Source organism: Cytobacillus oceanisediminis (assembly GCF_003182355.1).
Taxonomy (GTDB): Bacteria; Bacillota; Bacilli; order Bacillales; family Cytobacillaceae; genus Cytobacillus; species Cytobacillus oceanisediminis_A.
Genome location: NZ_QGTW01000006.1, coordinates 38090 through 63327 on the forward strand (window position 1 = coordinate 38090; position 25238 = coordinate 63327).

Annotated in this window: 17 protein-coding genes and 5 pseudogenes; 2 read left to right on the forward strand and 20 right to left on the reverse strand. The window is 38.2% G+C overall.

Annotated features, from left to right (window positions below; genetic code table 11):
* Positions 1-408 precede the first annotated feature (408 nt).
* The 3 genes from DFO73_RS12535 to DFO73_RS12545 all read right to left on the reverse strand — a co-directional run bounded on the left by DFO73_RS12535 (position 409) and on the right by DFO73_RS12545 (position 2627).
* On the reverse strand, positions 409-1434 hold the full coding sequence (locus tag DFO73_RS12535; protein ID WP_110065103.1) for a serine hydrolase domain-containing protein: 1026 nt from the start codon (positions 1432-1434) through the stop codon (positions 409-411).
* Positions 1435-1586: 152 nt separating this feature from the next.
* Positions 1587-2171: a DUF899 family protein gene (locus tag DFO73_RS12540; RefSeq protein ID WP_110065104.1), complete on the reverse strand. Its 585-nt coding sequence runs from the start codon at positions 2169-2171 to the stop codon at positions 1587-1589.
* Between the two features lie 63 nt (positions 2172-2234).
* Positions 2235-2627, reverse strand: coding sequence for a GNAT family N-acetyltransferase (locus tag DFO73_RS12545; RefSeq protein ID WP_258309478.1), 393 nt, complete (start codon positions 2625-2627; stop codon positions 2235-2237).
* Positions 2628-2659: 32 nt separating this feature from the next.
* On the opposite strand from DFO73_RS12545, the pseudogene DFO73_RS12550 reads away from it, so the two are divergent.
* Positions 2660-2899 (forward strand): annotated as a pseudogene (locus DFO73_RS12550) (tyrosine-type recombinase/integrase); the annotation flags it as partial.
* A gap of 191 nt (positions 2900-3090) precedes the next feature.
* On the opposite strand, the pseudogene DFO73_RS12555 reads toward DFO73_RS12550, so the two are convergent.
* The 14 genes and pseudogenes from DFO73_RS12555 to DFO73_RS12620 form a co-directional block, all read right to left on the reverse strand.
* Positions 3091-3934, reverse strand: a pseudogene (locus DFO73_RS12555) (SDR family oxidoreductase).
* Positions 3894-4960, reverse strand: a pseudogene (locus DFO73_RS12560) (mannonate dehydratase). Before DFO73_RS12560 ends, DFO73_RS12555 begins: the two co-directional pseudogenes overlap by 41 nt.
* Before the next feature lie 485 nt (positions 4961-5445).
* Positions 5446-7473, reverse strand: coding sequence for a hypothetical protein (locus DFO73_RS12565; protein WP_110065105.1), 2028 nt, complete (start codon positions 7471-7473; stop codon positions 5446-5448).
* A gap of 302 nt (positions 7474-7775) precedes the next feature.
* Positions 7776-8858 carry a dihydrodipicolinate synthase family protein gene (locus tag DFO73_RS12570; RefSeq protein ID WP_110065106.1) on the reverse strand — a complete coding sequence of 361 codons (1083 nt, stop codon included), beginning with the start codon at positions 8856-8858 and terminating at the stop codon, positions 7776-7778.
* A 2-nt stretch (positions 8859-8860) separates the two neighbouring features.
* Entirely contained in the window at positions 8861-9877 is a 1017-nt protein-coding gene (locus DFO73_RS12575; protein ID WP_110065107.1) for an NAD-dependent epimerase/dehydratase family protein, read from the reverse strand.
* Between the two features lie 79 nt (positions 9878-9956).
* Positions 9957-12059 (reverse strand): beta-galactosidase trimerization domain-containing protein, encoded by a 2103-nt coding sequence (locus DFO73_RS12580; RefSeq protein ID WP_110065108.1) that lies wholly within the window; start codon positions 12057-12059, stop codon positions 9957-9959.
* A gap of 27 nt (positions 12060-12086) precedes the next feature.
* Positions 12087-12923 carry a carbohydrate ABC transporter permease gene (locus DFO73_RS12585; RefSeq protein ID WP_110065109.1) on the reverse strand — a complete coding sequence of 279 codons (837 nt, stop codon included), beginning with the start codon at positions 12921-12923 and terminating at the stop codon, positions 12087-12089.
* On the reverse strand, positions 12920-13846 hold the full coding sequence (locus DFO73_RS12590; protein WP_181396003.1) for a carbohydrate ABC transporter permease: 927 nt from the start codon (positions 13844-13846) through the stop codon (positions 12920-12922). Before DFO73_RS12590 ends, DFO73_RS12585 begins: the two co-directional genes overlap by 4 nt.
* Before the next feature lie 85 nt (positions 13847-13931).
* Positions 13932-15227, reverse strand: a complete 1296-nt coding sequence (locus DFO73_RS12595) for an ABC transporter substrate-binding protein (protein ID WP_181396004.1) — start codon at positions 15225-15227, stop codon at positions 13932-13934.
* A 134-nt stretch (positions 15228-15361) separates the two neighbouring features.
* Positions 15362-17248 (reverse strand): beta-N-acetylhexosaminidase, encoded by a 1887-nt coding sequence (locus DFO73_RS12600; RefSeq protein WP_110065112.1) that lies wholly within the window; start codon positions 17246-17248, stop codon positions 15362-15364.
* A gap of 15 nt (positions 17249-17263) precedes the next feature.
* Entirely contained in the window at positions 17264-18478 is a 1215-nt protein-coding gene (locus DFO73_RS12605) for a DegT/DnrJ/EryC1/StrS family aminotransferase (protein ID WP_110065113.1), read from the reverse strand.
* Positions 18459-19763, reverse strand: coding sequence for a DegT/DnrJ/EryC1/StrS family aminotransferase (locus DFO73_RS12610; RefSeq protein ID WP_258309440.1), 1305 nt, complete (start codon positions 19761-19763; stop codon positions 18459-18461). Before DFO73_RS12610 ends, DFO73_RS12605 begins: the two co-directional genes overlap by 20 nt.
* A complete protein-coding gene (locus tag DFO73_RS12615; RefSeq protein WP_110065114.1) occupies positions 19744-21459 on the reverse strand; it encodes a hypothetical protein in 1716 nt (571 codons plus the stop codon). The genes DFO73_RS12610 and DFO73_RS12615 overlap by 20 nt, the downstream gene beginning before the upstream one ends.
* Positions 21460-21494: 35 nt before the next feature.
* Positions 21495-22397: a Gfo/Idh/MocA family protein gene (locus DFO73_RS12620; protein ID WP_110065115.1), complete on the reverse strand. Its 903-nt coding sequence runs from the start codon at positions 22395-22397 to the stop codon at positions 21495-21497.
* Between the two features lie 150 nt (positions 22398-22547).
* Here DFO73_RS12620 and DFO73_RS12625 point away from each other — a divergent pair, with 150 nt between their 5' ends.
* The gene (locus DFO73_RS12625) at positions 22548-23885 is read left to right on the forward strand and encodes a GTP cyclohydrolase IIa (RefSeq protein ID WP_110065116.1); all 1338 of its coding nucleotides are present in this window, start codon (positions 22548-22550) and stop codon (positions 23883-23885) included.
* Between the two features lie 36 nt (positions 23886-23921).
* Here DFO73_RS12625 and DFO73_RS29830 read toward each other — a convergent pair.
* The 3 genes and pseudogenes from DFO73_RS29830 to DFO73_RS29615 all read right to left on the reverse strand — a co-directional run.
* Positions 23922-24094, reverse strand: a pseudogene (locus DFO73_RS29830) (IS66 family transposase); the annotation flags it as partial.
* An 82-nt stretch (positions 24095-24176) separates the two neighbouring features.
* Positions 24177-24959, reverse strand: coding sequence for a mandelate racemase/muconate lactonizing enzyme family protein (locus DFO73_RS12635; RefSeq protein WP_258309480.1), 783 nt, complete (start codon positions 24957-24959; stop codon positions 24177-24179).
* Between the two features lie 6 nt (positions 24960-24965).
* Positions 24966-25127, reverse strand: a pseudogene (locus DFO73_RS29615) (mandelate racemase); the annotation flags it as partial.
* Positions 25128-25238: the final 111 nt, after the last annotated feature.

A 25238-nucleotide genomic window follows, 5' to 3' on the forward strand; every position in this document is an offset into this window, starting at 1 on the left:
ATAAATTTTTGCTTAAGGATTCCTGCATTAAATACAGAAAAAATCATGGCGAGGTAAAAAAGGAATCTTGGAAAATAAAACTCCCCATCCCCCCATAAACTCGGTATAAGACAAGGACTGATAGACAAAAGCAGGCGCAACCATTATAGACAAGATGAATTGCCATTTTATTGACTTTACGATTGCAATCCCACCGTTCCTTCAATCAAGGAATTAATTAATCCGCAAAATAATTAAAGGTGTTTCCTTATTTTTTTACTAAAAATCTCACCCTTCCATGTTAACATATTTAACCAATTTCTTTAGAACTTTCTAAAATAAAATAAAAACCCTCGAAGAAGGATCGGGCAAGTTTCATTAGAATTGAAAAGAGCGTTCTTCCATTGGAAGTAACGCCCTTTGATCGGTTTATATGTGATTTTCAAATGTTTCCATTATAGCAGATGGGCCAAATGATTTATTTGACGGAATCACCAGCGTTAATCCGCTAGCCGGATAATATGCTGAATGAAAACTAACCCCTGGATCATAACCCATAACATGATACTTAAATATTGAATCATTTCTCTTACTAATCCATATCCCGTATCCGTAATATTTGACATCTTTAACTATAACATGCGGTGTCAAAAGTTTTTCTGTATACTCTTTGCTTAATAACTTATAGGTCCGCAAACCATCCCATAAGAAGGTCATATCTTGGGCAGTCACGTACGCTCCACCGTCCGAGCCGCCTCTAATGGGTAATGAATAAATATTGGTTCTCCATGTCCCGTCTTCCTCATTATCAATATAGCCAATTGCTGTATTTTTAGGAAGATTGTCAAAACGAAAGTAACCTGAATCCTTCATCCCACAAGGTTCAAATATATTCAATTGGACATAGTCCTGAAAATTCAGGCCCGTCCTTTTCTCAATAATTAAGCCTAACAATATAAATCCTGCATTATTGTAATGAAATCTTTCACCCGGTTTAAACATCATTTTGTTATTTTGGAACAAAGGAAGAAAATCTCTTAATTGATTTAGATGATACATTGGCCTTTCTTTCCAAAGCTCCTCAAAATCATCCATAATTTCCTCATCAAAATAGTCAGGCACTCCAGAAGTATGGGTTAACAGGTGGTGAACGGTAATATCTTTATCAAAGTGAGGAAAAATGTCACCCATTATCTCTTTAAGTCTGGTATCAAATGTAAGTATCCCTTCCTCAACTAATTGACAAATGCCAATTGCTGTAAATAACTTGCATCCAGATGCAATGCCAAACCTAGTGTTTAGATTATTTAATAATTCATCAGCTCTATTTGAATGACCACGAGCTGATTGGAAGGCTATTTCCATCTCCGTTTTAGCGAAAACGACACCAGAAAAGTTAACATCTTCTATAACATCGCTTAGTAATTTATTAGTAATGCTTTTATTTTTCAGCATGGACAGAACTCCCTTTTAGCTGTTATTCCAATGACTTAAAGTGACAAACAACTTATGATGGCAGACCCTATTAAAATATACCATAAGTTTCCTTTTTTTACTTTGCATTGAACTAAAAAAGCGTCTCTGCCAGAATGCAGAAACGCACAATTTTAGTATTTATTTCTCGGACCCCAATCTCCACTTCCCCCTGGCAGAAGCTCAAAAAGGGACCAAATGCTGCAGTATTCATCGCCAGGACCGAACGCAGCTTTTGTATAATGGTGAATGCTGCCGTCATCATTTTTCAACAAAACCGAGACTCCTGGAAGTACATTTCCATTCTGATCTCTAAATCCTAGGTCTTCTTTAAAAGTCGACCCTTCAGTTGATAAACAAATGAATTCCCAGCCTCTGCTTTTTGAAATTTGGTCTAGTGTCTGATAGCCATCCGGACTTGTTAAAACAAAGGATGCTTTATTTTCAATATGCTGTGTAAAACCATTCAATCCATCTGCCCAAAGAGTACAATAGGGACACGATTTTCCCATATTATGAATGACCACTAACTCCTTTTTGTCTCCAAAAAGCTCGCTCAATGCAACTTTAGTGCCTTCCGTAGTTGTCAGCAGGTAATCTTTTACCGTGAATGAAGGAAGCTGTTTTCTTAATGTTGCCAATTCCCCTTTTACACGAATTAATTCCTTCTCCTTTTCCTCAATCGCCTTCTCTACTTGTTCTGCTGTTAATGAACTCATGAGAACATTCCCTCCCTAGACTGATTTGTAAAAAATATTCACTTTCTTTAAGCAGTTTCCTTTTTACTTAAATTTTTTCTCAAGTGAGGTTAAAAATAAATTTTCATTCACTATAATTTGATTAACTTTTTTAAATCCGTTTTTTTCATAAAAATTTATGGCTGGCGTGTTTTTAGAGCCAGTTGAGACGATCAAGCTTTTAATTCCTTCTATTCTTTCAATGAATTCTAGCAACTTTTGGGCTATTCCTTTTCTAAAATGATCGGGGTGAACAATTAATCTATGAATATCAATTGTGTTATTCTCGTCTTTTAAAGATATCGCTCCGCATAATCCTTCGTTTGAATAATAGCCAAAGAACGTTTCTCCACATTTTTGCAGCGTATCAACGGTGTCCTTTAATGGAGGTATATCAGAACACTCGATGAGTTCAGCCTCAACTTTATAAGACGGGATTTAAACGCTCAAAACTTTAAAGGGGCTCTCCCCTCACTAATCGAACGATTGAAGCCATTGTAGAAAAGTATACGAAGTCTTTTGATAAGCGTATGTCACCCCATAAGCTCAGACATACGTATGTTACGAATCTAGCAGAACAAACTGGTGATATTCCCCTTGTTATGAATCAGTTAGGACATACTTCGTCTGATACCTCCCTTCTTTATATTAATACGACTAGAGAAAAAGCTAGGAAAGCGGCAGAAGTGTTAGGAAAAAGGCGTAAATAAAGTGAATTTAAACTCTATAAAAAAATTTATAAATAAGGGACCAGATCCTTCGCTCCCTCCCTTCGTTTGATATAATTAGTTCACTCTGATATAATCCCCCAAGCACTAAAAAAAGACAGAGTATCTAACAAGGGCAACACTGGATATCTCAGTGTCGCCCTTTTTGGCCTTATTTTGGATTTTCTCTATAGTTAAACACCTGAATATTCTGAAAAACCCCCATCGACAGGAACAACAATCCATTTACAAATCCTGTAGAATTGTGATCAATTAACCATAGAAGTGTCCCAATCAACTCTTCGCTTTTCCCAAAGCGTCCCATCGGTGTATGATCAAAAATCTTTTTTGCTCTCTCTGTATATGAACCGTCTTCGTTGAGTAAGAGTTTCTCGTTTTGACCTGTTAGAAAAAATCCTGTAGAAATCGCATTAACTCTAATCCCTACTTTTGAGATATGTACGGCAAGCCATTGTGTAAAGTTATTGATAGAGGCTTTTGCTCCACTATAAGCAGGAATTTTTATTAATGGGGTAAAAGCATTCATAGATGAAATATTTAAAATAACTCCTTCTTTATTACCAATCATCTCCCTTGCAAAGATTTGAGTTGGAAGTATAGTGCCAAGAAAGTTTAAATTAATTACAAATTCCATACCCTCAGCGTCCAAATCAAAAAAAGTTAAAAGGTTTTCCTTATGATCAAGAACTTCTTCGTTGAAGTATTCTTTTGTTGTTGTACCTTTTGGGTGGTTTCCCCCTGCTCCATTGATCAGAATATCGCAGGGACCTAGCTTATTTAGAATGATTTCATTGGCATTGGTTAATTGAGCTATGTTTAATACATCTGCATTTATACCCAATGCCGTTCCTCAGAACTCCCTATTTCATAAGATATTCGGTCAAGCCTATCCTGGTTACGTCCAATAATCGCAACTTTCGCTCCGCAGGAAGCCAGTGCTTTTGAGAAAACACTACCTAATACACCGCTCCCTCCATTAATGACGGCAACTTTTCCAACCTGAAACGGGATTTTCAATTTGGAAAACCTCCCCTTTCATTTTAGTCTTTTTCAATGTATCCCAAATAGCATTTAGATAGACAGCACCAAGGGCTCTATCAAATAATCCATAACCTGGTCTTCCCTTTTCACCCCAAATCATTCGGCCATGATCAGGTCGTATTGGACCATCAAAACCGATATCATCATAAGCTTTCATAATTTCAACAATATCAAGGGAGCCATCAGATGAACGATGAGAGGTTTCATGAAATGAATGATATCCTGTGATTTTTATATTTCGAATATGTGCAAAATGAATAAGTCCTTTTTGACCAAAATAACGAATGATCTCAGGCAAATCCTTGTTTGGATTCGCACCAAGAGATCCTGTACAAATTGTCAATCCATTATTTGGACTTTCAACAAGTTGAGTAAATCGTTCTAAATTTTCCTTTGAAGTTATTATGCGAGGAAGTTCAAAAATCGACCAAAGTGGATCATCCGGATGAATCGCCATTTTAGTGCCTGTTTCATCTGCCACTTTTATAATCGATTGTAAAAAATATTGCAGGTTCTCCCATAACTTTTCTTCTGTCATCGATTCATAATGATTATGTAAATTCGATAATTCATCTTTTCCATAGCTTGAATCCCAACCTAGTAACTGCAAATCACCAGTAAGTGGGTTCATTTTTTAAATAGTATCTCAAGATTAAGGTCTGATCTCATCCAGTCAAATACTAAAATAAAGTTGTAGCAAATAACTTTTACACCCGATGCAGCAAGATTACGAATTGTTTTCTTATAGTTTTCAATATAAAGATCCCTAGATGGAAGCCCTAGCTTAATGTCTTCATGAACCGGTACACTTTCAATGACATCCAACGTAAAGCCTTTTTTCACAATTTTGTCTTTTAATGCTTTTATTTTTTCAACCGGCCATACTTCACCGACTGGAACATCATAAATCGCAGACACAATACCGGTCACACCTGGAATTTGGCGAATGGCATCTAGCGAAATAGAGTCTTCCTCCCCATACCATCTTAACGTCATTTTCATACGAGATACCTCACTTCCTATTTTTTTTATTTAGAATAAAAAGAATCAACCTTCCCAATGGTTAATTCTTTTCAAGTCTTTACTATCGAGTAACGATTTGATGCCCGCCTTCCAGTAGTTCAACTTCCGCTATTATAGGTGCCCCGTCCCAATCTCCTTTATGTTGAATTGCTAAATCTCCCAAAATGTTAGCCCGGTTCAAAGCTTTAGGCAGTGACTTTATAAGCAAATCTTGAGCTTAAGGATTCTCTTCATCTAATATGACCGACAATAACTAGCAGCGTATGCACCAGCACCGTTAGTATCGATTACATGGTTAACTGGGTAGGGAACGGTTTTAAATGTATGTTGTTTTGTAAAACCACATGAACCTTCTGCCCTAGGAGCATGTAAAGAAAAAACACCCTACTTTCTTCACAAACTGACCTCTTGATCCTTTAAGATCAAGAGGTTTTATCAAATCTAATCATCGTTTTAAAATTCTTTTACCACACATCAGATTGTGCTTTAATTTTAATATTATCAAAATGTACTTTCCCATTTAGAATTGCATATGATTTATTACCTAAATAAACCCTTACAACATGCGAACTATTGGAAGGAGAGTTAAAGGTAACAGAATGAGATTGCCAGCTTGTATTTTCAAAAGTATAATTAACTAAGCTTTCACCAGTAGTTTCATTTTTAATAATGACCCTTCCCCCCGCTCCTGTAGTATCTGTTTTTCCAGAAAAGGTTAAAGTATATGAAGTAGAAGGGACCCACTCTTCCCATGTTTGGGTTAAGTATTGCCACGAAGTACCATTGGATTTTATGGTAGCACCATAATTACCACTTATTTTGTTTTGGGTATCCATATATGCCGTCGCTGCGGTTGAATTCGTTCTAACCCATTGTGCTGGTTGAGTATTATCAAAACTTGTTGTATATTCAAAACCCCGGTTTACGAGTTTAGCTCTATCCCATTTCATAATTTGAGCTAACGTCAAAAATTTAAAACCACTGTTAGGTGTTATGCTTCTATATTGTTCCGCAGCTACTGGCCATACACTTTTGTCAAACTGTGATAATTCTGTCCAGTTTGCTAGATTTAACGTATAGATAAACGGACCTCTTGTTGTATTGTTGCCGCTTACAAAATTCTTGACTTTGTTGGGGGTCACAGTTCTATCTACCATGACATTAGAAAAAGTATTTGCAAATTTTTCAATGTCATCTCCAGAATAACTTAAACCATATCTATACATTTCAACAATTGCAGACAGATCAAGTTGACCATGGGAAGTATCCTCCCATGAATTATAATTATCGCTGTATTTCCACAAGTACGAATCATGGTTAGGATCAACTACTAACTTAGTTTTAAAGTATTCATTTATCCTTTTCGCTTTTTCTAAGTAACTAGAATTCCCATTAATGTCATACATAATAATTAATAATTGACTAAATGCTAAAAACATATTATATGGCAAAGTAGTACCTGGGCCATTTGTAGTACCGCTTTGAGCTGTATAATTTTTCGATTCTCTATATGTCCCTAATATGGAATCCCATGTGTTTCCAATGACTTGACTATGCTCCCATTTTGGAATTAATTCATTTTCAACAAATTGTCGGTACGAATTTGCTTTATTCTGATAAATTAATTGTAATTCTGGCGTGTTATTAATTAGGCGGATAAACTCTGCAATTGGGATTCCAATCATAGCATCATGTACGTGATAAGGATAATAAGCACTTACTTCTACTTGATCAAAATAAGTAATACCATTGGAAACCGTGTATGTGTTATGGCCTAACCAGATTTCAAGATTATGGCCACTCGAAGGTGTGGTGAAATCGATGTTATAGAATCCCCATTCAGTACTATCAATTGTTGCTTTACCTAATATCGTGTTGGTCGTTCTATCATGGACATATGCTTCACCCATTACTAATCCATTCGTTTTTCCAAACAACCTTAGACGGTATTTGGTATTTGGTTCATAAGACATCATTTTTTGATAAACTTTTTGCCAACTACTACCATTTGTTTTTAGAGTTAAGCTATGCTCACCGTATTGGCTTTGATTGTATACCGCAGGTTCGTTATTTTGAAATGCCGTTGAAGTAGTAGATTGAAATCTTGTCCAATTATTTAAATCTAACTCAAATCCTCCATTATCTAACTCAATGGGCGAATACTTATAGGTAGTCCACCCCAAATACCCATCGTTATCATCATCATTACTATTAGAGATCATTTTATCTACATGAAGTGTAAATTTTTGTAACCACTGATTATCTTTTGTTTGATTATACAATTCTATATAACTTCTTAGGAGATAGCTTTCTCCCCATGCTAAATCAGATGAGTCCTTGGAAGTATAATAAGAACTTCCATAAATGTTTTCATTTGCTACATACTTGTCATACCATATATTTGATGAAGCTAGAATAGATTGAGAAAACAACATATGGATAGCCATTATCATGGAAAGTCCTAATAAAATTTTGCTTTTAATTTTAGCCACTATTATTCACCTCTCATAAAAAAATAATAGGCAAATACGTTATCTCTTAATATATATGACCTGTTCTGTTTGTAGAAAAAACTGCTATAGGATAAGTAAACACCTGCTTTATCATCCAACTATTTTAACCTCCGAAAAAGTATACACTGTAGATCACTTCATTAAATCATTAGTGTATCAACTTTACATAGTCCCAATATCTCCTTGTATGATCACTAATGGTCGAAACACCCCGTCAACAATTTACCAATTCTATTAATTTTCCAATGTTCCACATATATAAATATAACGATACGTCCCATCTAGTATACGTTATTATTGCTAAGCCATTTAGAACGGTTTTGCAGTACGAAATCATCATCATTCAAATGAGGATATTCTCTATATACCCGCTCAATTTCCCTTAACTGGCCTGGAGAAAGGTCTTCATCCGGGTTTAGGCACCACCTTCCCTCAAGCAACCCCTGTCTTCTCAAAATTTCGTGTATGCCTGGAATACAACCTGAAAAACCATTAGCAGGATCAAACAGTGCTGCGTTTACATCAGTCACTTCAACATTAAGGGATAATAACTCTGAAATCCGGGTAGAATTTTCTTCACCGAGCACTTGTTTTATTTCCTCCAGTAGATCAACTGCTTTCTTTGTCCAGACAGCCCAATGACCTAATAGGCCTCCAACAATCCTTTTTTTCACCGTTTTCCCATCTACTTGGATGTTATATGCGGTCAGCAGATCGACAATAATGTTGTCATCATTTCCGGTATATAGTGCAATTTCGTCACTCCGGGAAGAATGGGCTACCGCACGAACTACATCAAGTGTTTGGTATCGGTTGAATGGCGCAATTTTGATGGCCATCACACCTGGTATTTCGGCAGCTGTTTTCCAAAACTTATAGCTTAGGATACGGCCCCCGACAGAAGGTTGAAGATAAAATCCAAACACAGGAATAATCTGAGAGATGGCTTCTAACCGGTCGATTAAATCAGTTTCAGACCAGTCCGATAGCCCGCCCATGCTTACAAGGCCCATATCATATCCTAACTCTTTTGCAAATCGGGCTTCTTCAAGAGCCTGAAAAGTGTCTCCGCAAATTCCTGCTATTGTTACAAAAGGTCTGGCAAGTTTGGCTTTCCTTACTTCGTCTATTGCTAGTTCAAGTACCTTTTTATTTAGGTTATATTTTGGGTCCCTTATTTCAAACTGGGTTGTGTGTACACCTACAGCTACCCCGCCTGCTCCTGCTGCCATGTAGTATCTCGTAAGTCCTCTCTGTCTTTCTTCATCCAGTTCTCTCATTGCATTCAAGGCAAGTGGATGTGCCGGAATGACAAGTCCTTCTAGGATCGCTTTATGGATTATTGCTTTCAACCGATTTTCCATCGTTAAAAGGCTCCCTCCCTCTGCTGAAAATGGGTAGGCTTATTGATTGTTTCTCCATCAATCTCTACCCAGCGACCTACCCATTCCATCATTTGTTGTAATGTAACGAGAGGATAGCCTAGCAATTTATGAGCCTTTGTTGCGTTATTTAGGAGCGCCGTTTCACTTTCTTCATTTAAAAAAACAGGTTCTTTTCCAAACTTCTCACCAAATTTCTCAGCCAACCAGCGAATTGATACCGTTTCAGGACCTGTTACATTCAATATAAGCGGTGGGGAATCTGCTAGCATTAGGCTTCTAATTGCCATTTCATTTGCATCACCTTGCCAAATGACATTTACATGACCCATATGAAGATCAATAGGATTACCGTTATATACGCTTCTCGCAATCTCCAAAAGAACACCATATCTTAAATCGATAGAATAATTCAGACGAAATTGGACTAGTTTCGTTCCATGCAGTCTTGAAAAATGTTCAAAAATTCTTTCTCTCCCAAGACAGGATTGAGCATACTCACCTACCGGCCCAGTTTGATGATTTTCAGAGGCTCCCCCATAAGAAACATTTGTTAACGGATAAACATTGCCTGATGAAAAACTTACGATTCTGGAATTTTTAAATTTCTCTGCAACTTTACCAGGCAGAAAAGTATTCATCGCCCATGTGTACGATTCATTGCCTACTGTTCCAAATTTGTAGCCGGCCATGTAGATGATATTTTCCGCTTCTGGCAGATTTTGAAGCTCCTTTTCATCCAACAGATCAGCAGCAATGGTTTCCACACCATGTTCTTCAAGGTCAATTCTTACGTTCTTTGAAGAAAAGCGTGATACTCCTATAATTCTTTTATTTACCCCAACCTGGTCACAAGCTCTTTTTGCAACTTTTGCAAGAGTAGGGCCCATTTTTCCCCCCACTCCTAAAATCATAATGTCACCTTTAATATCGCGAATATCCTTAATTAATCGACTAGATGGTTCAGACAGTTTCTTTTCTAGATCTTGAAGTGTCTCCATTTTTCTCCTCATCTCTCTAAATTAATTTGTTTATTGATAAATAAAGACATATCTATTTACAGTCTTTAATTACTTCTGTTTATTGTAAATTAACTACAACAACCTCATATTCCAATAGAAAATCCAATTGAATAAAAATAGTTCCTTCTTCCTGGTGAAACTTAAGTTGTTCATTTTTTCTTAGTGCTTTTACATCCGAGACTCTAAGTTCTGCCTTTAGCTCGATTTGTACATCTGTTAACGGGATGACATCGGAAATTGGCCTTATCATAGATCCTGTATAGTTCACGAGATGCAGCAGGATTTGCTTTTCCCCTTTTTTCCGAAGGGAAAGATGAATCGCTTCATTAGGGGTTGTTGTTTTTACAAGCACCGGTACATTTACAAGCTCTCTTACTGCGTTATTCATCAATATCCGATACTCGGGAAGTGCAAAGCTTTCATAAAACTTGCCAACATTAGCCGTGAAGTAAATACTTTTACCACTTCCATAAGAATGATGAACAATATATGGATAAGAAGTGATCTCCGGGAGCTCACAATACCTTGATTTTTGTTTCCTCCGGTAATGCATGCAAAGATTAGTCTTAGCGGCAGGTATTATTTTGGTACCTAAACTGGCAGCCGGAATCACGGTTTGATCGATGCCTTCTGTCAAATGGCTTTCCTTATCAATTTCTATGTGATCGTATTTAGAGTTATTGATTCCCTCTATTCTTTCTATTCCTAAGATGTTACTTAAAAGAGGTTTGGCCCTCCTCATCCCGTATTCATCGTATAACGATGTGTCAAAAGAAGAGATTATTTTTCCAGCTTCTTTTACATACCTTTCAATCTGTTCTGCTTGCTCTGGATTCATGACACTGACATTTGGAAGAATAATAAGTTCATATTTTTGAAAGCTTCCATCTATTATAGACGTATCATCAATCACATCAAAGGGGATTTTGCCTCGTGACAAAGCATCGTACCATCCTATAAAAGAGCCACGGGAATCCCCTTTCTCCTCATCTGCCAGCTCTTCTTGCCCAGTAGTAAAATCGGTTTCCTCTGCGGATGATTGATAAACATTCGCCGTTTCATATGACCACATTAAGGCGATCGTTGCCATTGATTTCGTATCTGTAAAATACTTTTCGTTTATTCTCAGAAATCGATTGATCTCTTTTACTGTTCCCATCCTTCTATCCTGGTTGTTATCGTTATAGATGCCATACCACGTGTTCGCTCCATGTGAGACTGCCATCGCATGAGTCAACCAAGTTTCTGCATGCGATAATAAATAACGAGACCATGGAGCTAACCTGCCAGCAATGGCGACACAGTAGGGCTTTCCATCTGCCTGTGTCTCCAGCAGTTGTGCTGTTGCAGCAGGCTTCCAAATCGGAACTTTCCTAAGATCTTCTCCGAGGAAACCACCTTCTGCCAGCAGCATATCCTGATACTTAACCGTCAACCGGTTGTCTCTGCTGCAGTATTTTGTCGGAACGAGTTGAGGGCTGTTCATATAGATCATACTGTCCGGCTTAACTTTTTTTAACGTAGCATTTGCTTCTTTCATAAAACGGGCAATCGAATAACGTTTAAATTGAAATAATTCCTGTTTTTCCTTGTTGCTTGCTTTCGACCAATGAGGTATCGGATACCCATACTCTTTAAAGAACAGCTCTTTGCATTCCTTACAATAACAGCCTTCTATTCTGAAAAATGGGCCGTCTAAAAAGATACCTTGAATGGCATACTGGGTAAGGTTCCGTATTGTTTGAAAGGCATACTCCCTAAATCGCGAATTAATACAAGTATAGGAACCCTTTCCATAAGCACTTGGAATTACATCATTTTCCTTATTTTTTTGCTGCCATTCTGGATACCTTTTAGCTAGCGGTTCTGCAAGCCAATGTACGTTAAAGTAAACAATTGGGTTTATTCCGAGCGTTTCATATGAATTCGAAATCTCTTGTAAAATATTCTTTCTAACCTGAATTGCACAATCGGATGGATAATACGTAATTCCGGATTCTCCTTCTGCTACATCATGAACTTCGATATGCTCGCAGTTAAAACCGAGTTCCTGTCTAATCTTAAATTGTTTTGGCAAATCGATTTTTTCATAAATATCCGGCGCAGGCGGTATGCAATCAACAATTCGTAAGGGCCTGTCTTTCCAAGTAATGGTTTGCATATCTAATCGTCCTCATTTCACTTTAGTTTATCCTTTAATAGAACCTTGCAGCCCGCTTACGAAATGACGCTGCATAATAATATAGAAGATAATAACCGGGACGAGGGAGATAATCACTCCTGCAGCCATCGTTTTAACATCGGTTCCAAACGTTCCGGATAAATATGCTAATCCTAAAGCAATCGGGTACAAGTTTTCATCCTTTAAAATAATCAATGGCCACATAAAGGAGTTCCAAACCGATATAAAGGAGAAAACAGTTAACGCGGCAAGTGTCGGCTTAGTCAGCGGCAAAATGATGCTCCACCATATTCTAAATGGACCGCATCCATCAATAATTGCAGCCTCTTCGATTTCCTTTGGGATACTTAGATAGGCTTGTCTCATCAAGAAAATTGAGAATCCGCCTACCAGTCCAGGAACGATAAGTCCCAACCAGGAATCTACCATTCCGAGCTTTTCTACGATTATATAAAGCGGAACTAGTTTTCCTTCTTCAGGCAAGAACATGGTAGCTATAATCGCGTAGAAAATAAAATTTCTTCCCGGAAAGTTCATGCGTGCTAACGGGTATGCCGTAAATGCTGTCAAAAAAATATGGGCAGGGATCATAATGATGAGAAGGAGAAAAGAATTAACCAAATACTTCAGAAACGGTATGGCCGTCCATGCTTCAATAAAATGATCAAATACAGCAGGGTTTGGTATAAAACTTGGTGGAAATCCAAAAACATCCTGAGTATTTGATTTAAACGCTGTAGAAAGGAGCCACAGGAAAGGACCAATGAATAACAACGCAACAGCAAATAAAATGACATATAATAGAATAGTCTTAATCACCTTATTTTTGTTATTTTTTATCATTGTACAGATTGACCCCCTCTGGAAATCTTATAATTGATAATGGTAAGGATCATTAATATCACCCATAAAACGATGCCCATTGCTGTCGCGTACCCCATGTCAAGCTCCTCGAATGCTTTTTGGTAAATATACAGCGGCAGGGACATTGTACTGTCTAGTGGGCCTCCACCAGTCATAATATAAACACTGGTAAACATTTGGATAGATCCAATTGTTGACATAACAAGTGTTACCGCAAATACTGGCCTTAGCTGCGGAAGATACACATGCCATATGATTCTTGCTTTTGTAGCACCGTCAATTTTTGCCGCTTCGATTAATTCTTTTGATACCATCTGAAGGCCGGCAAGGTATATAAGCATATAGAACCCCATTGCTTTCCATGACTCAAGAATGGAGATGGCCGGTAATGCCGTTTTTGTGTTCAACAACCAGTTGATCTCAGACTCAATTCCAATAAAATTTAAAAACGCGTTTATTAATCCTGTCGGGTGATATAAAAATTTCCACAATATCGCGACTGCTACCATTGAGGTTATTACCGGAAGATAGTAAAGAACTCTAAATAAATTAATTCCTTTTATTTTTCTATTCACAAGCATGGCTAGGAAGAGGGGAACAATTGTAATGATAGGTACGGTGATTAAAAAATATTGAAAAGAATTCCCAAGTGATTTCCAAAACTTGTCGTCTTCCATCATCATTCTATAATTTTCTAACCCTATCCATTCTGCAGGTGCAAATACATGGTACTCGGTAAAAGAATAATAAAAAGCATTAAGAGTGGGTAAATACTCAAAAGTAAAGATAAGGACAATGGCTGGAAGCAAAAATATATATGGGACAAGGTTGATTTTCTTTCTCTTTGTCCTTTTGATTCTCACTTTTTTCTCTTTAAAGGTCTCTATTCGGCTAAATTGCAATTTACCTACTCCTTTCCCTGTGACATTGTTAGCAAAAACAATGACAGCGGATTGGATAAATCCGCTGCTTAAACTAAGTATTACTTTACTTTGAAAGCTCCTTTTCCCAATGAGCAGCTGCATCGTCTAGGGCTTCTTTCACCGTTTTTTCACCTAGCATTGCCGCACGTATTTGTTCTAAATAATACTTTTTTAATTCTTCCTCTTTATTAATTCCAAGAATATTAATAGTCAGATTTGGCGCAATTTCAACCATTAGCTTTCTCGCCTCGTCGTGTATCGTTTTTACTTCAAAATCTTTAAAAAAAGGATCTTTTAACGTCTCTTCCGTTGATGGGAATATGGAAACAAGTTTCGTAAATTCTAATTGGTTTTTGGCATTCGTTACAAAAAGGGCAAATTTAGCTGCTTCTTCAGGATGCTCTGATTTCTTTGGAACTACAAAGGTTTGAATTCCGCCTATAGCAACAGTGCCATCTTCACCAGTAATAGGTTTGAACACCTTTAATTTAGGAAGTATTGTCGGCGCATTCTTTTCAATATTGACTAAACCGGAAACCAATTTTTGACCTACGTGAGCCTGTTGCCCGTTTTCAAATGTCTGCTGCAGCTGACGGTCATCTTCGGATATAGCTCCTGGCGCTACTGATCCATTTTCGTATGCTTCAACGAAAAGCTCGACAAACTCCACATGCTCCTCTGAGTTGAAAACAGGTTTTGTACCCTTTTTATTTAAAATGGGCAGCCCTTGTCCAACCAGGACTTCCATTGACGGAATATCATTAGAGCCGTATACTTTTGGCAGTTTTTCATGTATCTTTTTGCCGTTTTCCAATAACTCTTTCCAATTTTCAGGAGGAGATTCAGGGTCTAAACCAGCTTGTTTATAAAGTTCAGTATTTAAGAACCCTACAGGTGGTCCGCCATGATACCAAGGGATTGCCAGCAAATCATCTTCAAAAGTTAAACCTTCTATCAATCCATCAATATAAGGAGAGAGCTCTTCTTCTTTTACGAGATCATTTATTGGACTTAATACGTTATATCGCCTAATTAACGAAATGTCTGAGCTTGATAGATTTACAACATCAGGAATATCTTTACTTTGCATGGCGGTAATAAATTTTTTGGAAGCGTCAGCACCTGGGACATCTACCCACTTAATGGTCACATTAGGGTTTTCTTTTTCATAAGCGTCCACCATTCCTTGAATATAATCGCCAAAATTTTTCTTTAAGTTGATCGTCCAAAATTCTAATTCAATCTTCTTGTCACCGGAACCTTCACCGCCTGAAGCCGTTTCACTATTCGAACAAGCAAGCAAAGGAGTGAAAACGAGTAAAAAAACCATTACAAGACCCAGCCATTTTTTACGCTTCATGTGCATACCCCTCCATTTTTTTAACATTTTTTAAATATTCCGACAATTAATTGTAAGGGTTTTCTTGATTTCGTTTTAATTATAAATTTCATCCCTTTTAAAGACAAGTCCATTAATTGTCTTTAAATCCCTCTTTAAAATACGTTTACAGAGGCTATTTTTGTATATTTATTTTCCTTGCCTATACCAATATTTTTTTTCATTGGGTGTGAGTCATAGTAGAGCTTTTCCTCCTCTAACTCTTCAATACGATCGATGTTACCCAATACATAATCCATTATCCTTTTTTGCGCTGTTTCGATTCTTGCTAATAACCCGCCATAACGAATATCGAGAATTTCCCACCCGAATGCTTTGTTTTGTTTATACCAGATATCCCTATGAAGCTCTCTTAACTCTTTTACCAACCTATTTAATTCAGTTAATTCTTCATTCGCTATTCTTTTAAGTTTTGTCATGTTTTTTTCTTTATAGAGATTACTGATTGTGATCCCAATGTCGCATTTTATACATAATACATCGCACATCTTCATCATAAATCCATACAACGTGTCCCAATTAGATTCTTGAACCAATCTTCCTGAAATTTCTTTTTTTATCGATTGATAATGGCTGCTGAAGTTCAAATCTTCTATATGCTTATCAAACAAGCCGATAAGAATGTCTTGCCAGAGCAAGAATTTCGTTGGGTTGTCAGGTATAAGCTTGTTCCAATCCGCTGAAGGGTGTGCATCTAAATTCCCCATTGTTAAAAAGGCATCGTAATTCGCTCCCGTACAAAATTCAAAACGGTTTCTAAGCTTCTCAGTATCCAGCTGCTCAGAATACCCATGTTCTGCATACAATTGCATGCCTAGAAGCCCAAGATAGTAATTACTCTCCGCTCCATCATCTCCCCATAGTGTAGCAAATACTTCTTGCACGTTCTGCTTCTTACACATGTTTAGGGCTGCGTTTGTTGTATTGAATGTTTTTTTATAATGAATGGTTGGCCCATGCCAAGTCCAAATCCCGCCTGCAAAAACAGGAGCTTTCCCAAAAGCGGTATGCTTTTCGAAATACGATTTGTAAAAATCCTCATCTTCATTATAGTAATCCCAATAAACAAGCTGGACATCATCAGGTATATCCATTAATACCTCTTCTGGGATAGTAATGTTCAGATCGTAATATGCATCCGTCCGGGACCACACCCTAAAATACATGTCACTCCATACCATAGGCTTCAAATGATATTCGGAAGTGATTTTCACAAGTTCTTTTAAATGCTTATTCATTAACTTAAATCGTTCTTCTTTTCCGTGCAGATCCAAAAACCGGCCCCGTCCCAATCCATGAGCCTCGTCCATTCCTATATGAATTCGATTTGAACGGAATGGACTAGATGCGGATACGATCATCTTTTCAATAAAAGAGTACGTTTCTTTATGTCCCACTAATAAAACATCATCTGTATCTTTAAAATCTTTTGTATGAGACCATTTTAAATATGTGGAAAGGTGGGCAAGAGTTTGAATACAGGGAATCATCTCAATACCGAAACAGTGGGCATAGTCATCAAGGCCCTTTAGTTCACTCTCGCTGTATCTTCCTCTCATATATCCAAAATAGGGGTCTTCTTTTATGGTATACGTATCTTCCGTATAGAGCATAACCATGTTCAATCCCATTACCGCCATATAACGAAGAAAGGTTCGCACTGTATCTGGTTTTAATACTGCATTTCTAGAGCAGTCTAGCATGATCCCATTCATCTGAAACTGGGGGGTTTCATTTACGTAAAAATACCCTTGATTCATAGCCTTCTCGATGAATAATCCTAGCCCGCGAAAGAAGTGGATTTTATTTGCATACCGAATGAGTCCTTGGCTTCCATCCTTTCTAACTTCTAATTGATTTTCTAGCGTTTGCTCTACGAGGATGGGAAAACCATCATCAGCGACTTGGAACTGAAGCTGTGTTTGTAATTCATGAATCCCCTGGTAAAGTTCCTCCATCTCCCCTAAAAACTTAAGTTTCATTCTGATTCCTCCAGATTAAAGATATGACTGCATTACTTTTTTTACCGCTTTAGCAGCATCATAGATACCTTCTTCATCTCCTAAGAGCACCGTTTGGGTTATCCATATAACTTGTTTGTTTCCCATTCGTTCTGCAATTGGACAATGGTATTGCTGTTTTTCCCCCGTCCAGTCCTTAATAGATTGGATAATAGAATCATAGAGGTTAAGTGCTTTATATCCAGATGTACTAGGAATGCCCTCAGCAGCCATTTTTCGGACAAAGTCCTCTTTATTTACTTTTTTGGATAATTCCCTATCAAGGTAAAACATGTACAGATGGTACCCATTTCTTGTTGCTCTTGGATCTTTACGGAACAAGTGAATACCTTTGGTCTCTCCCATTAATTGGTCTAAGAGTGATGCATTTTTCTCACGGAGCTGCAATTGTTCTTCAAGTCTTGACATCTGTCCTAATAAAACAGCAGCTTGTAGCTCCGTCATTCTAATGTTCCATCCGATAGAATCGTGCTGATACCAAGCTCCGTCACGTACCCTTCCAACATTGGCGATCGACCACGCTTTATCGGCTAAGTGCTTTTTATTCGAGAGGATCATCCCCCCCTCACCTGATGTTAAATTTTTGCTTGATTGAAAGCTAAAGGTACCTAAGTCTCCTAGAGCACCAACAGCTATCCCTTTCCACTGAGAGCCTACCGCTTGGGCAGCATCTTCAATCAAAGAAATGTTATATTTAGTTGAAATTTCCCTTAAGCGATCCATGTTTGCAGGTGTTCCACCAATATGGACTGCTATAATTGCTTTTGTTTTCGGAGTAATGGCTTCCTCTACCTTTTCCGGATCAATCAAAAGGGTGTCTTCCTCGACATCGACAAATACAGGAATCGCTCCATACAAGAGGGCAGCCGTTGCTGTTGCAATAAATGTATAGGGCGGCATGATCACTTCATCATAAGGTTTAACCCCAGCTGCCTGAAGTGCAACGGTAATCGCTAATGTGCCATTCATTACACTTACTCCATAGCTCGAGCTTTGAAATCTTGCAAACTCTTTTTCGAATAATGGAAGCTTTGGTACGTAATCGGGGACGTTTGCTCCACCTGATCCGCCCCACTTGCCAGAGTTCAACACCTCAATTAAAAGATTCTTTTCATGTTCTCCGCTTACTGGCCAAATGGGGTAAGGTTTTTGGCGTACTGGTTTACCGCCATCAATAGCTAATTTCGTCATAATCATCACCTCTATCTAGCGTTTTCACCTTATTGAGCTGGTAGTAGTTCGCAACTTTATAAATTCCTTTAACCATATCGTCGATGTCTTCTTCAGTAAAAAACTCATTTACCGGCAGACGGATCGTAGTCCTTAGAATATCTTCGGCAACTGGACATATTCCTATTTCATAAGAAACATCCGATAATTCAAATGGATAATGGCTGTTTAAATATGCTTGCCGGTTTTGAAATAAGTCGCTTAAATAAACTGCTTCAGGAATATATCCAGATGAAGCTGGGATGCCCTCTTTTCTTAAAGCCTCAGCAAATTGATTTCTTGTACATGAAAATTGGGATTCATCTATTCTGAACATGTAAAACCAGTACGTGCAGGAATTGTAATCAAAAACCTTATGGGGATGGATTCCATTAATACGGTTAATTCCAGCTGTAATTTTATCGCCATATCCCTTTCTCTTTTTGCATATTTCAGGTAATTTCTTTAGCTGGGCAATCCCGACGGCACCCTGTAGTTCTGTCATTCTATAATTAGGGGCCAGGTAAGATAACTCTCTCTCCACCTTATCTCCCAATCGCTGATAGTTTTTATCGGCAAATGCATGCGTCACTTTGTAATCTTCTTCATCCCCAGAATTAATCGTAACGATTCCCCCGTCACCAGTTGAAATATGCTTATAATCGTTTGTGCTGAAGCAGCCGTAGTCACCGATCGTGCCTGCGAGCTTTCCTTTGTACTTTGTTAAATAGCTTTGTGCACAGTCTTCGATCACCTTCAGCCCGAACTGTTTTGAGATTTGCATAATAGGATCCATGTCTGCTGGATTGCCAGCTAAGTGAACAACGAGGATCGCTTTTGTACGCTTCGTAATACATTTTTCTATCGATATTGGGTCCATGTTGTACGTATGGGGATCTAAGTCTGCAAAAACGGGAATCGCATTTTGATAAATTATGCCGATTAGTGTTCCTTGATCAGTGATCGGACTTGTAATTACCTCGTCACCTGCCGTTACTCCAGCCGCTCCAAGTGCGACATGGATCGCTGCTGTTCCAGATGATGCTGCAACACTGTAATTCACACCAAACATTTCATTAAAATCTCTTAAAAATGTTTTGACTTTTTGTCCTGAATGGTAAAAAAGCGTATTTTGATCTAATGCTTCCAGCAATTCTTTTGCTTCTTCCGACCCGAAGCGTTTTCCCGTACGAAAAGGCGTTGTTTTTACTTTAGATCCACCGTGTATGGCCAATTTTTCCATCAGATTATCCTCTTTCATGAACATGTAGGATATCCTCTTCTCTCGATTCATTATCGAAATGTTTCTGTTGGTAAACATGTTTTCTGCACCAAACTCCAAACCTTCTTACTAAACCAGGTTCTTCTTTTCCGTCCAAAACCGGAACCAAGACGACTGACCGATATACCCCATTCCTCAACAGAATAGTTCCATCCTCATCTATTCCGGTAATTCGCATCTCTTTTTTCAAACGAACCCAATCGTTAATCTGTTTTCCTGTCCAAAATACATATCCGAATCTTTTAGCTTCTTCAACGACCTTGACGAACGCTTCCCGAACGGATGCCTGCCGGTAGAGATGGACTTGGTGAAATAGAAAATGAGCTACCCCTCGCACTTTTTGGACGGAAGATAGAAACGGCCGAATTACGCTAGTATCAACTAATCGATCAAGGCCCAAATCCTGGGTTAAAAAGCTTATTTCAACTACATTGTAAAATCTGTTCTTTTCATCTTCCCAAGCAATTGGAAAGTACGGATGGCATGTACCGAAAAGAAATCCTATATTCCCTTTTTTGCTCGGTCCACGCGTTTGGTCGGATTCAATACCGTATTTTTCACACCATTGAAATAGCTGCCCCCAATTTTCAAACAATGTGTAGTGATTTTTATTGGAAGTGATTTTAGGGAGTCCTGCAGCCTTTTTCAGCCAGTTAAGCTGCCTATTAAATTCTTCTCCGCTCCAATGGCCATTATCTGACTCGAGAGCGTTATAATGGAAAGCAATTTCGTGTCCACTCTTCAACATTTTTTCGTAATAATCGGGATGAAAGCCTGGCTCCATCATACACCAGGTGGTTTTTACGTCACATTGATCTAGAAGGTCAAGTGTTATTTGAGCTGATTGATCGATATTCAAGTCACTGTCATGTGAAATCATGGCTATTTGATCTATCTCATCAGGCCAATAATCGATAAATGGCAAGACAAGGTCCTTTTCTAACGCCGTTTGAACCAAATGCGAAATCATAACTTCTTTCCAATCATCCGCATATGGATAGGCAAAAAACGGTTCCCCTGTTTCAGTCAATTGCCGGTCATGCTCCCAATGCATTTCAAAACCATCATCAGCTTTTAGCAGATTATCATCAAGATTAGCCGAACCATCTGGTGCAGGAATGCCGTCTTGCTCTACACCTTTTGTTCCCTGCTGCAGACCTACGATCGTACCGATAATATCTACGGACCATCGGTGGATTTCGCCTTTCCCTACGGAGAATCGCTGCAGCAATGAACCTTGAATGGCGCTATCTGGACTTTCTTTTGTAATGAATCCCTTTTCGATACATCCCTTTGCCCCGCTATTTTGAGGATTCCAGCATATTCCTTGTAAAAATCGTAAGGGGTAATCCAAAATATTTAATGCATAGCCAGTTCCTATTCCCTTCGTTTGCTGTCCAAGCGAATTCGCAAAAAAGTCTAATCCTCCATAGGCAATGATAATGCCGCCTTCATTTACATAATTCCATAACTTTTCATGAAAAGACTCTTCCGCTGATTCTAAAGCGATTATAAGAATATCGTGCTCCTTAATTCCATTATGGGTCTCAATCCAGTCAAAGGGTATTCCAATGTATTCAACCATTTGTTTAACATAAACTTCGAATACATTTAATCCCTCTTCCCATCTCCTTTCTGCTGTTTTTTTGTCAAAATAAATCCCAACTTTCGCAATACTCATGAAGAAACAGCTCCTTTTTCGTTCTTATCATACGGTTACAACCAGACTCTTTCCCCTGTAATACGGCTCTCATTAGCAGCTTCTATAAAACGCATAATTTCAATTGTTTCCTCGAGGTCAATTTGAGCTTCTGAGGTCTGGAACATTTTTATGATGTTTTCTAGCAAACTGGCATAATGAGGTTTGGTCCCTTTTTGCCCATCAACATAAATGGTAGAGCTTTCCCTATGGATTAAAGCCCCAAATGTATTATTTCCTTTACGATTCCCCCTTACTGTACCAATCCTCCCATCTTCCCATTCCCCTGTAATAAGGTCATAGTTTTCATTAGTAACCGCCGTTACATACTTACATCCTTTTCCAAGAATCGTGTAGAGCATTTCTACAGAATGAATTCCATACCAAAAGAGTCCAGGCTGTGTAGGTTCGATTTTCATTGGCCCGTGTGTATCTGCCCCTAAAATAGCTCCGGGTGATTCTTTAGCTTCAGCTTGGAGGTCTTCTACATATCGTAATGAGGATGAACTCATCACAGCAATTCCAGCTTGAGCAGCCAGACGATAAATCTCAGTCGCATCTTTTGAGCTAACAGCAAATGGTTTATCAATAAATATAGGCTTCTTGTAAGATACAACCTGTTTAAATTGTTCTAAATGAACTCTACCATCGACTGAAGTAAGCAGAATTGCATCTGATAATTCCCCAACCTCCTGGGGGGTTTCTGCAATATGGACGTTATACTGGCTTTGAAGTTGTTCAAGTATAGAACCTACTCGGGAATAGCTTAGTTCAAAGTCCTCAGACCCTCCAGGAAAAGCAGCTTTTACATATCCCCCTTTTACATGATGAGGATTATTTTTATTATTTAGCAGTTCTGTGAAAGCTGGGCAGTGAGAGGTATCAAGTCCAATCATTCCAATCGTTAACTGTTTATTCATAAAAGGCCTCCATCAAATATTCTGAATATTCAATACCATTATAGTCGTATATAACTTTTAAAGACAAGTCTATAAAAAGTCTTTTAATCATTACCTAAATCAGATATAATGAGTCCAAGCTTTTTAGAAGTTCTATATTAGGAGGATTATATGACTGACTTCCAATCTACTGATATTGAAAACGGTATTGCAATTGGTGTAATAGGTCCCAAAATTCTTGTTGAAAGAACACGAGAAGCTTTACAATCTTTTCCTTCCTTTACGCCTATATTTCAGGTATATGAAAATGAAAACGCTGCCACTAGCCTGACCGCCGAGTTAATAAACAAAGTAGAAGTGCTTTTATTTTTGGAATATCATGTGTTCCGAAAAGTGAAAGAAAGTATGGAATTCAGCATCCCCGTACACTATGTTCCGTTAATGGGTACAGGATTGTATCGCTCTCTCTTTCGAATCAAGACACTTTACGGGTTAAACGCCCTGACGGTCGATTCTGTCACTCAAGCATATGTAGAAAACATCCTTAATGAACTAGGGGAAAAAAATACCCAATTAACATTTTTTGAGGGAACTGCAACGGCTTCTTTGGACGATATCCTTACCTTTCATGTGGAAAATTTTAATAAACAACAAGAGTTTTCAGCTATGACCGGTGTTCAAACTGTTGCTGAAAGACTGACAGAACTTGGAGTCCCTAACGAATGGGTTACGCCTACTCATCAGGATCTGATTGTATCTTTGGAACGTGCTCTTTTGGCTACTAAAACCCGAAGAAACAAGGAATCCCAGATTGTAGTTGGACTTATAGATATTGATAATTTCAAAAAAATGGTTGGCCTTTATCCTACAGAACATGAAATCCAAAAACTTAAACTGGATCTCCATCGTTTGTTATTGGACTATGTCAAGTTACTAGACGGTCACTTAACGAGTCTTGGAGGAGGAGAATTCCTCTTCTTCACCACAAGAGGAATCTTTGAACGGGAAACTAGAGGATACAAATTTCTCCCTATTTTAGATGATGCGCATAAATCGTTAGGTGTTTCGATCAGCATTGGGATTGGTTTTGGCCGATCAGCAACAGATGCAGGAAACCATGCAAGAATTGCCCTCAGACAATCAAAAGAATTTGGAGGCAATACTTGCTTTATTGTTAGGGAAGACAGGAGTGTCATCGGACCTGTTGAAATGACTCATCCTATGATTTACGACCTGTCTATTACGGATGAAAAATTATTAAGTGTTGCAGAAAAGGCTGGAATGTCAGCAGCCTATATGAGCAAGCTGATGGCACAAGTCGTGCGATACAATAAAACGCATTATACAGCACAGGAACTATCCACTATACTTGGTATTACAATTAGAAGTGCTAATCGAATCCTTGTTCAATGGAGTGATGCAGGAATGGTCGATGTTGTTGGCGAAGAAAAAATATCTTCTAGGGGAAGGCCTAGACAGATTTACCGTTTATCTGTAAACTTCAAATAATCCCCACCTAAAAAGATGGGGATTTGTTGATTTAATTTAACTATTCTTTTCTAAATACACGACAACTAAGGGGAAGGTTAATGACCAAGGCATTAATTGATCCAAGGCATCTTTATCCTGGGTATCCACGATTGGTAGTTCCTCCAAAAGGCCGATTACAGTTTGATCGAACGTTCGCTACGGTTATTATCTATTTCCAAACGGCCATTAGTTTATCCCATTGGTTATGGATACGTTTATCATTTGTAGCTGACCATTTAGATAAAGTAATAAATAAAGTAAAATAGCTCTTTATTCTACTTTGTATTTTTCTAGTTTAGAACTATTTACTTTACAGCCGATTCCAGCTCCATCCGTTAAATGTACTGTACTTTCTTCAATTCGAGGCCCTTCTTCTACTGGATCGTCAAAAAGAAACATCGGTCCATTCTGATCTACAGGGGTCTCTATTTCTAAATAATTAAATAAATGCGCGCTTGCACTTAAACCTAGCGTAGATTCAGTAAGACCACCCCCTACTAATTCAAGACCCGCTTCTCTTCCAATCTCTCCACACCGTCTAGCTCCTGTAAGACCAGCCATTTTTGTAAGTTTAATGACCGCAGTGTCACAAGCCTCAAAACGAACCGCCTGAATTAAGTCAGCCGCTGTCCATATACTTTCATCAAGAGCAATCGGAACAGAAGTTTTTCGCCGAAGTTGAGCATGTCCTAGTAAATCATTTGCTTTTAGTGGCTGTTCAAAAATATCAACTCCGATTTTTTCAAAATGCTTTGCTGCTTTTACTGCGTTTGAAAAAGAATAGCCTTGATTCGCATCAACTCGAAAATACAAGTTAGGGGCAGTATGTTTTACAGCGTCTACTATTTCCAAGTCCTGCTTTAAGTCGAATCCGATTTTAACGTCCAAACCTTTGTAGCCATTTTCATGGGCAAATCTAGCTTTTCTTGCTGCTTCATCAGGACTCTCTGTACTGATCAGATAAGAGAGTTCAATGGTTGATTTAGGTTTTGAATGCCATAATCGAGCCAGTGATTTATTGTTTTGCTTTCCGATCAAATCATAAAGAGCCATGTTAACTGCCGCCTTGGCGATCGGCTGCCCTACGGTTAAACCCCCTTTGATCTGCTGATTTAATACACGATTAATGTGATGGAGATTTTCTGAATCGAGTCCGATAAGCATTGGTCTAAAATAAAGATTAATTGTCGTCGTTACCGATTCAAGCGTTCGTAGCTCCATCTATGGCTAGGTCGAGCTTCTCCCCACCCTGATTCACTATTATCATTCGTTATCTTGACATATACATGTGGAGCTCCAGATTTTTGATCCCCGACGGAACCTCCTGAAATC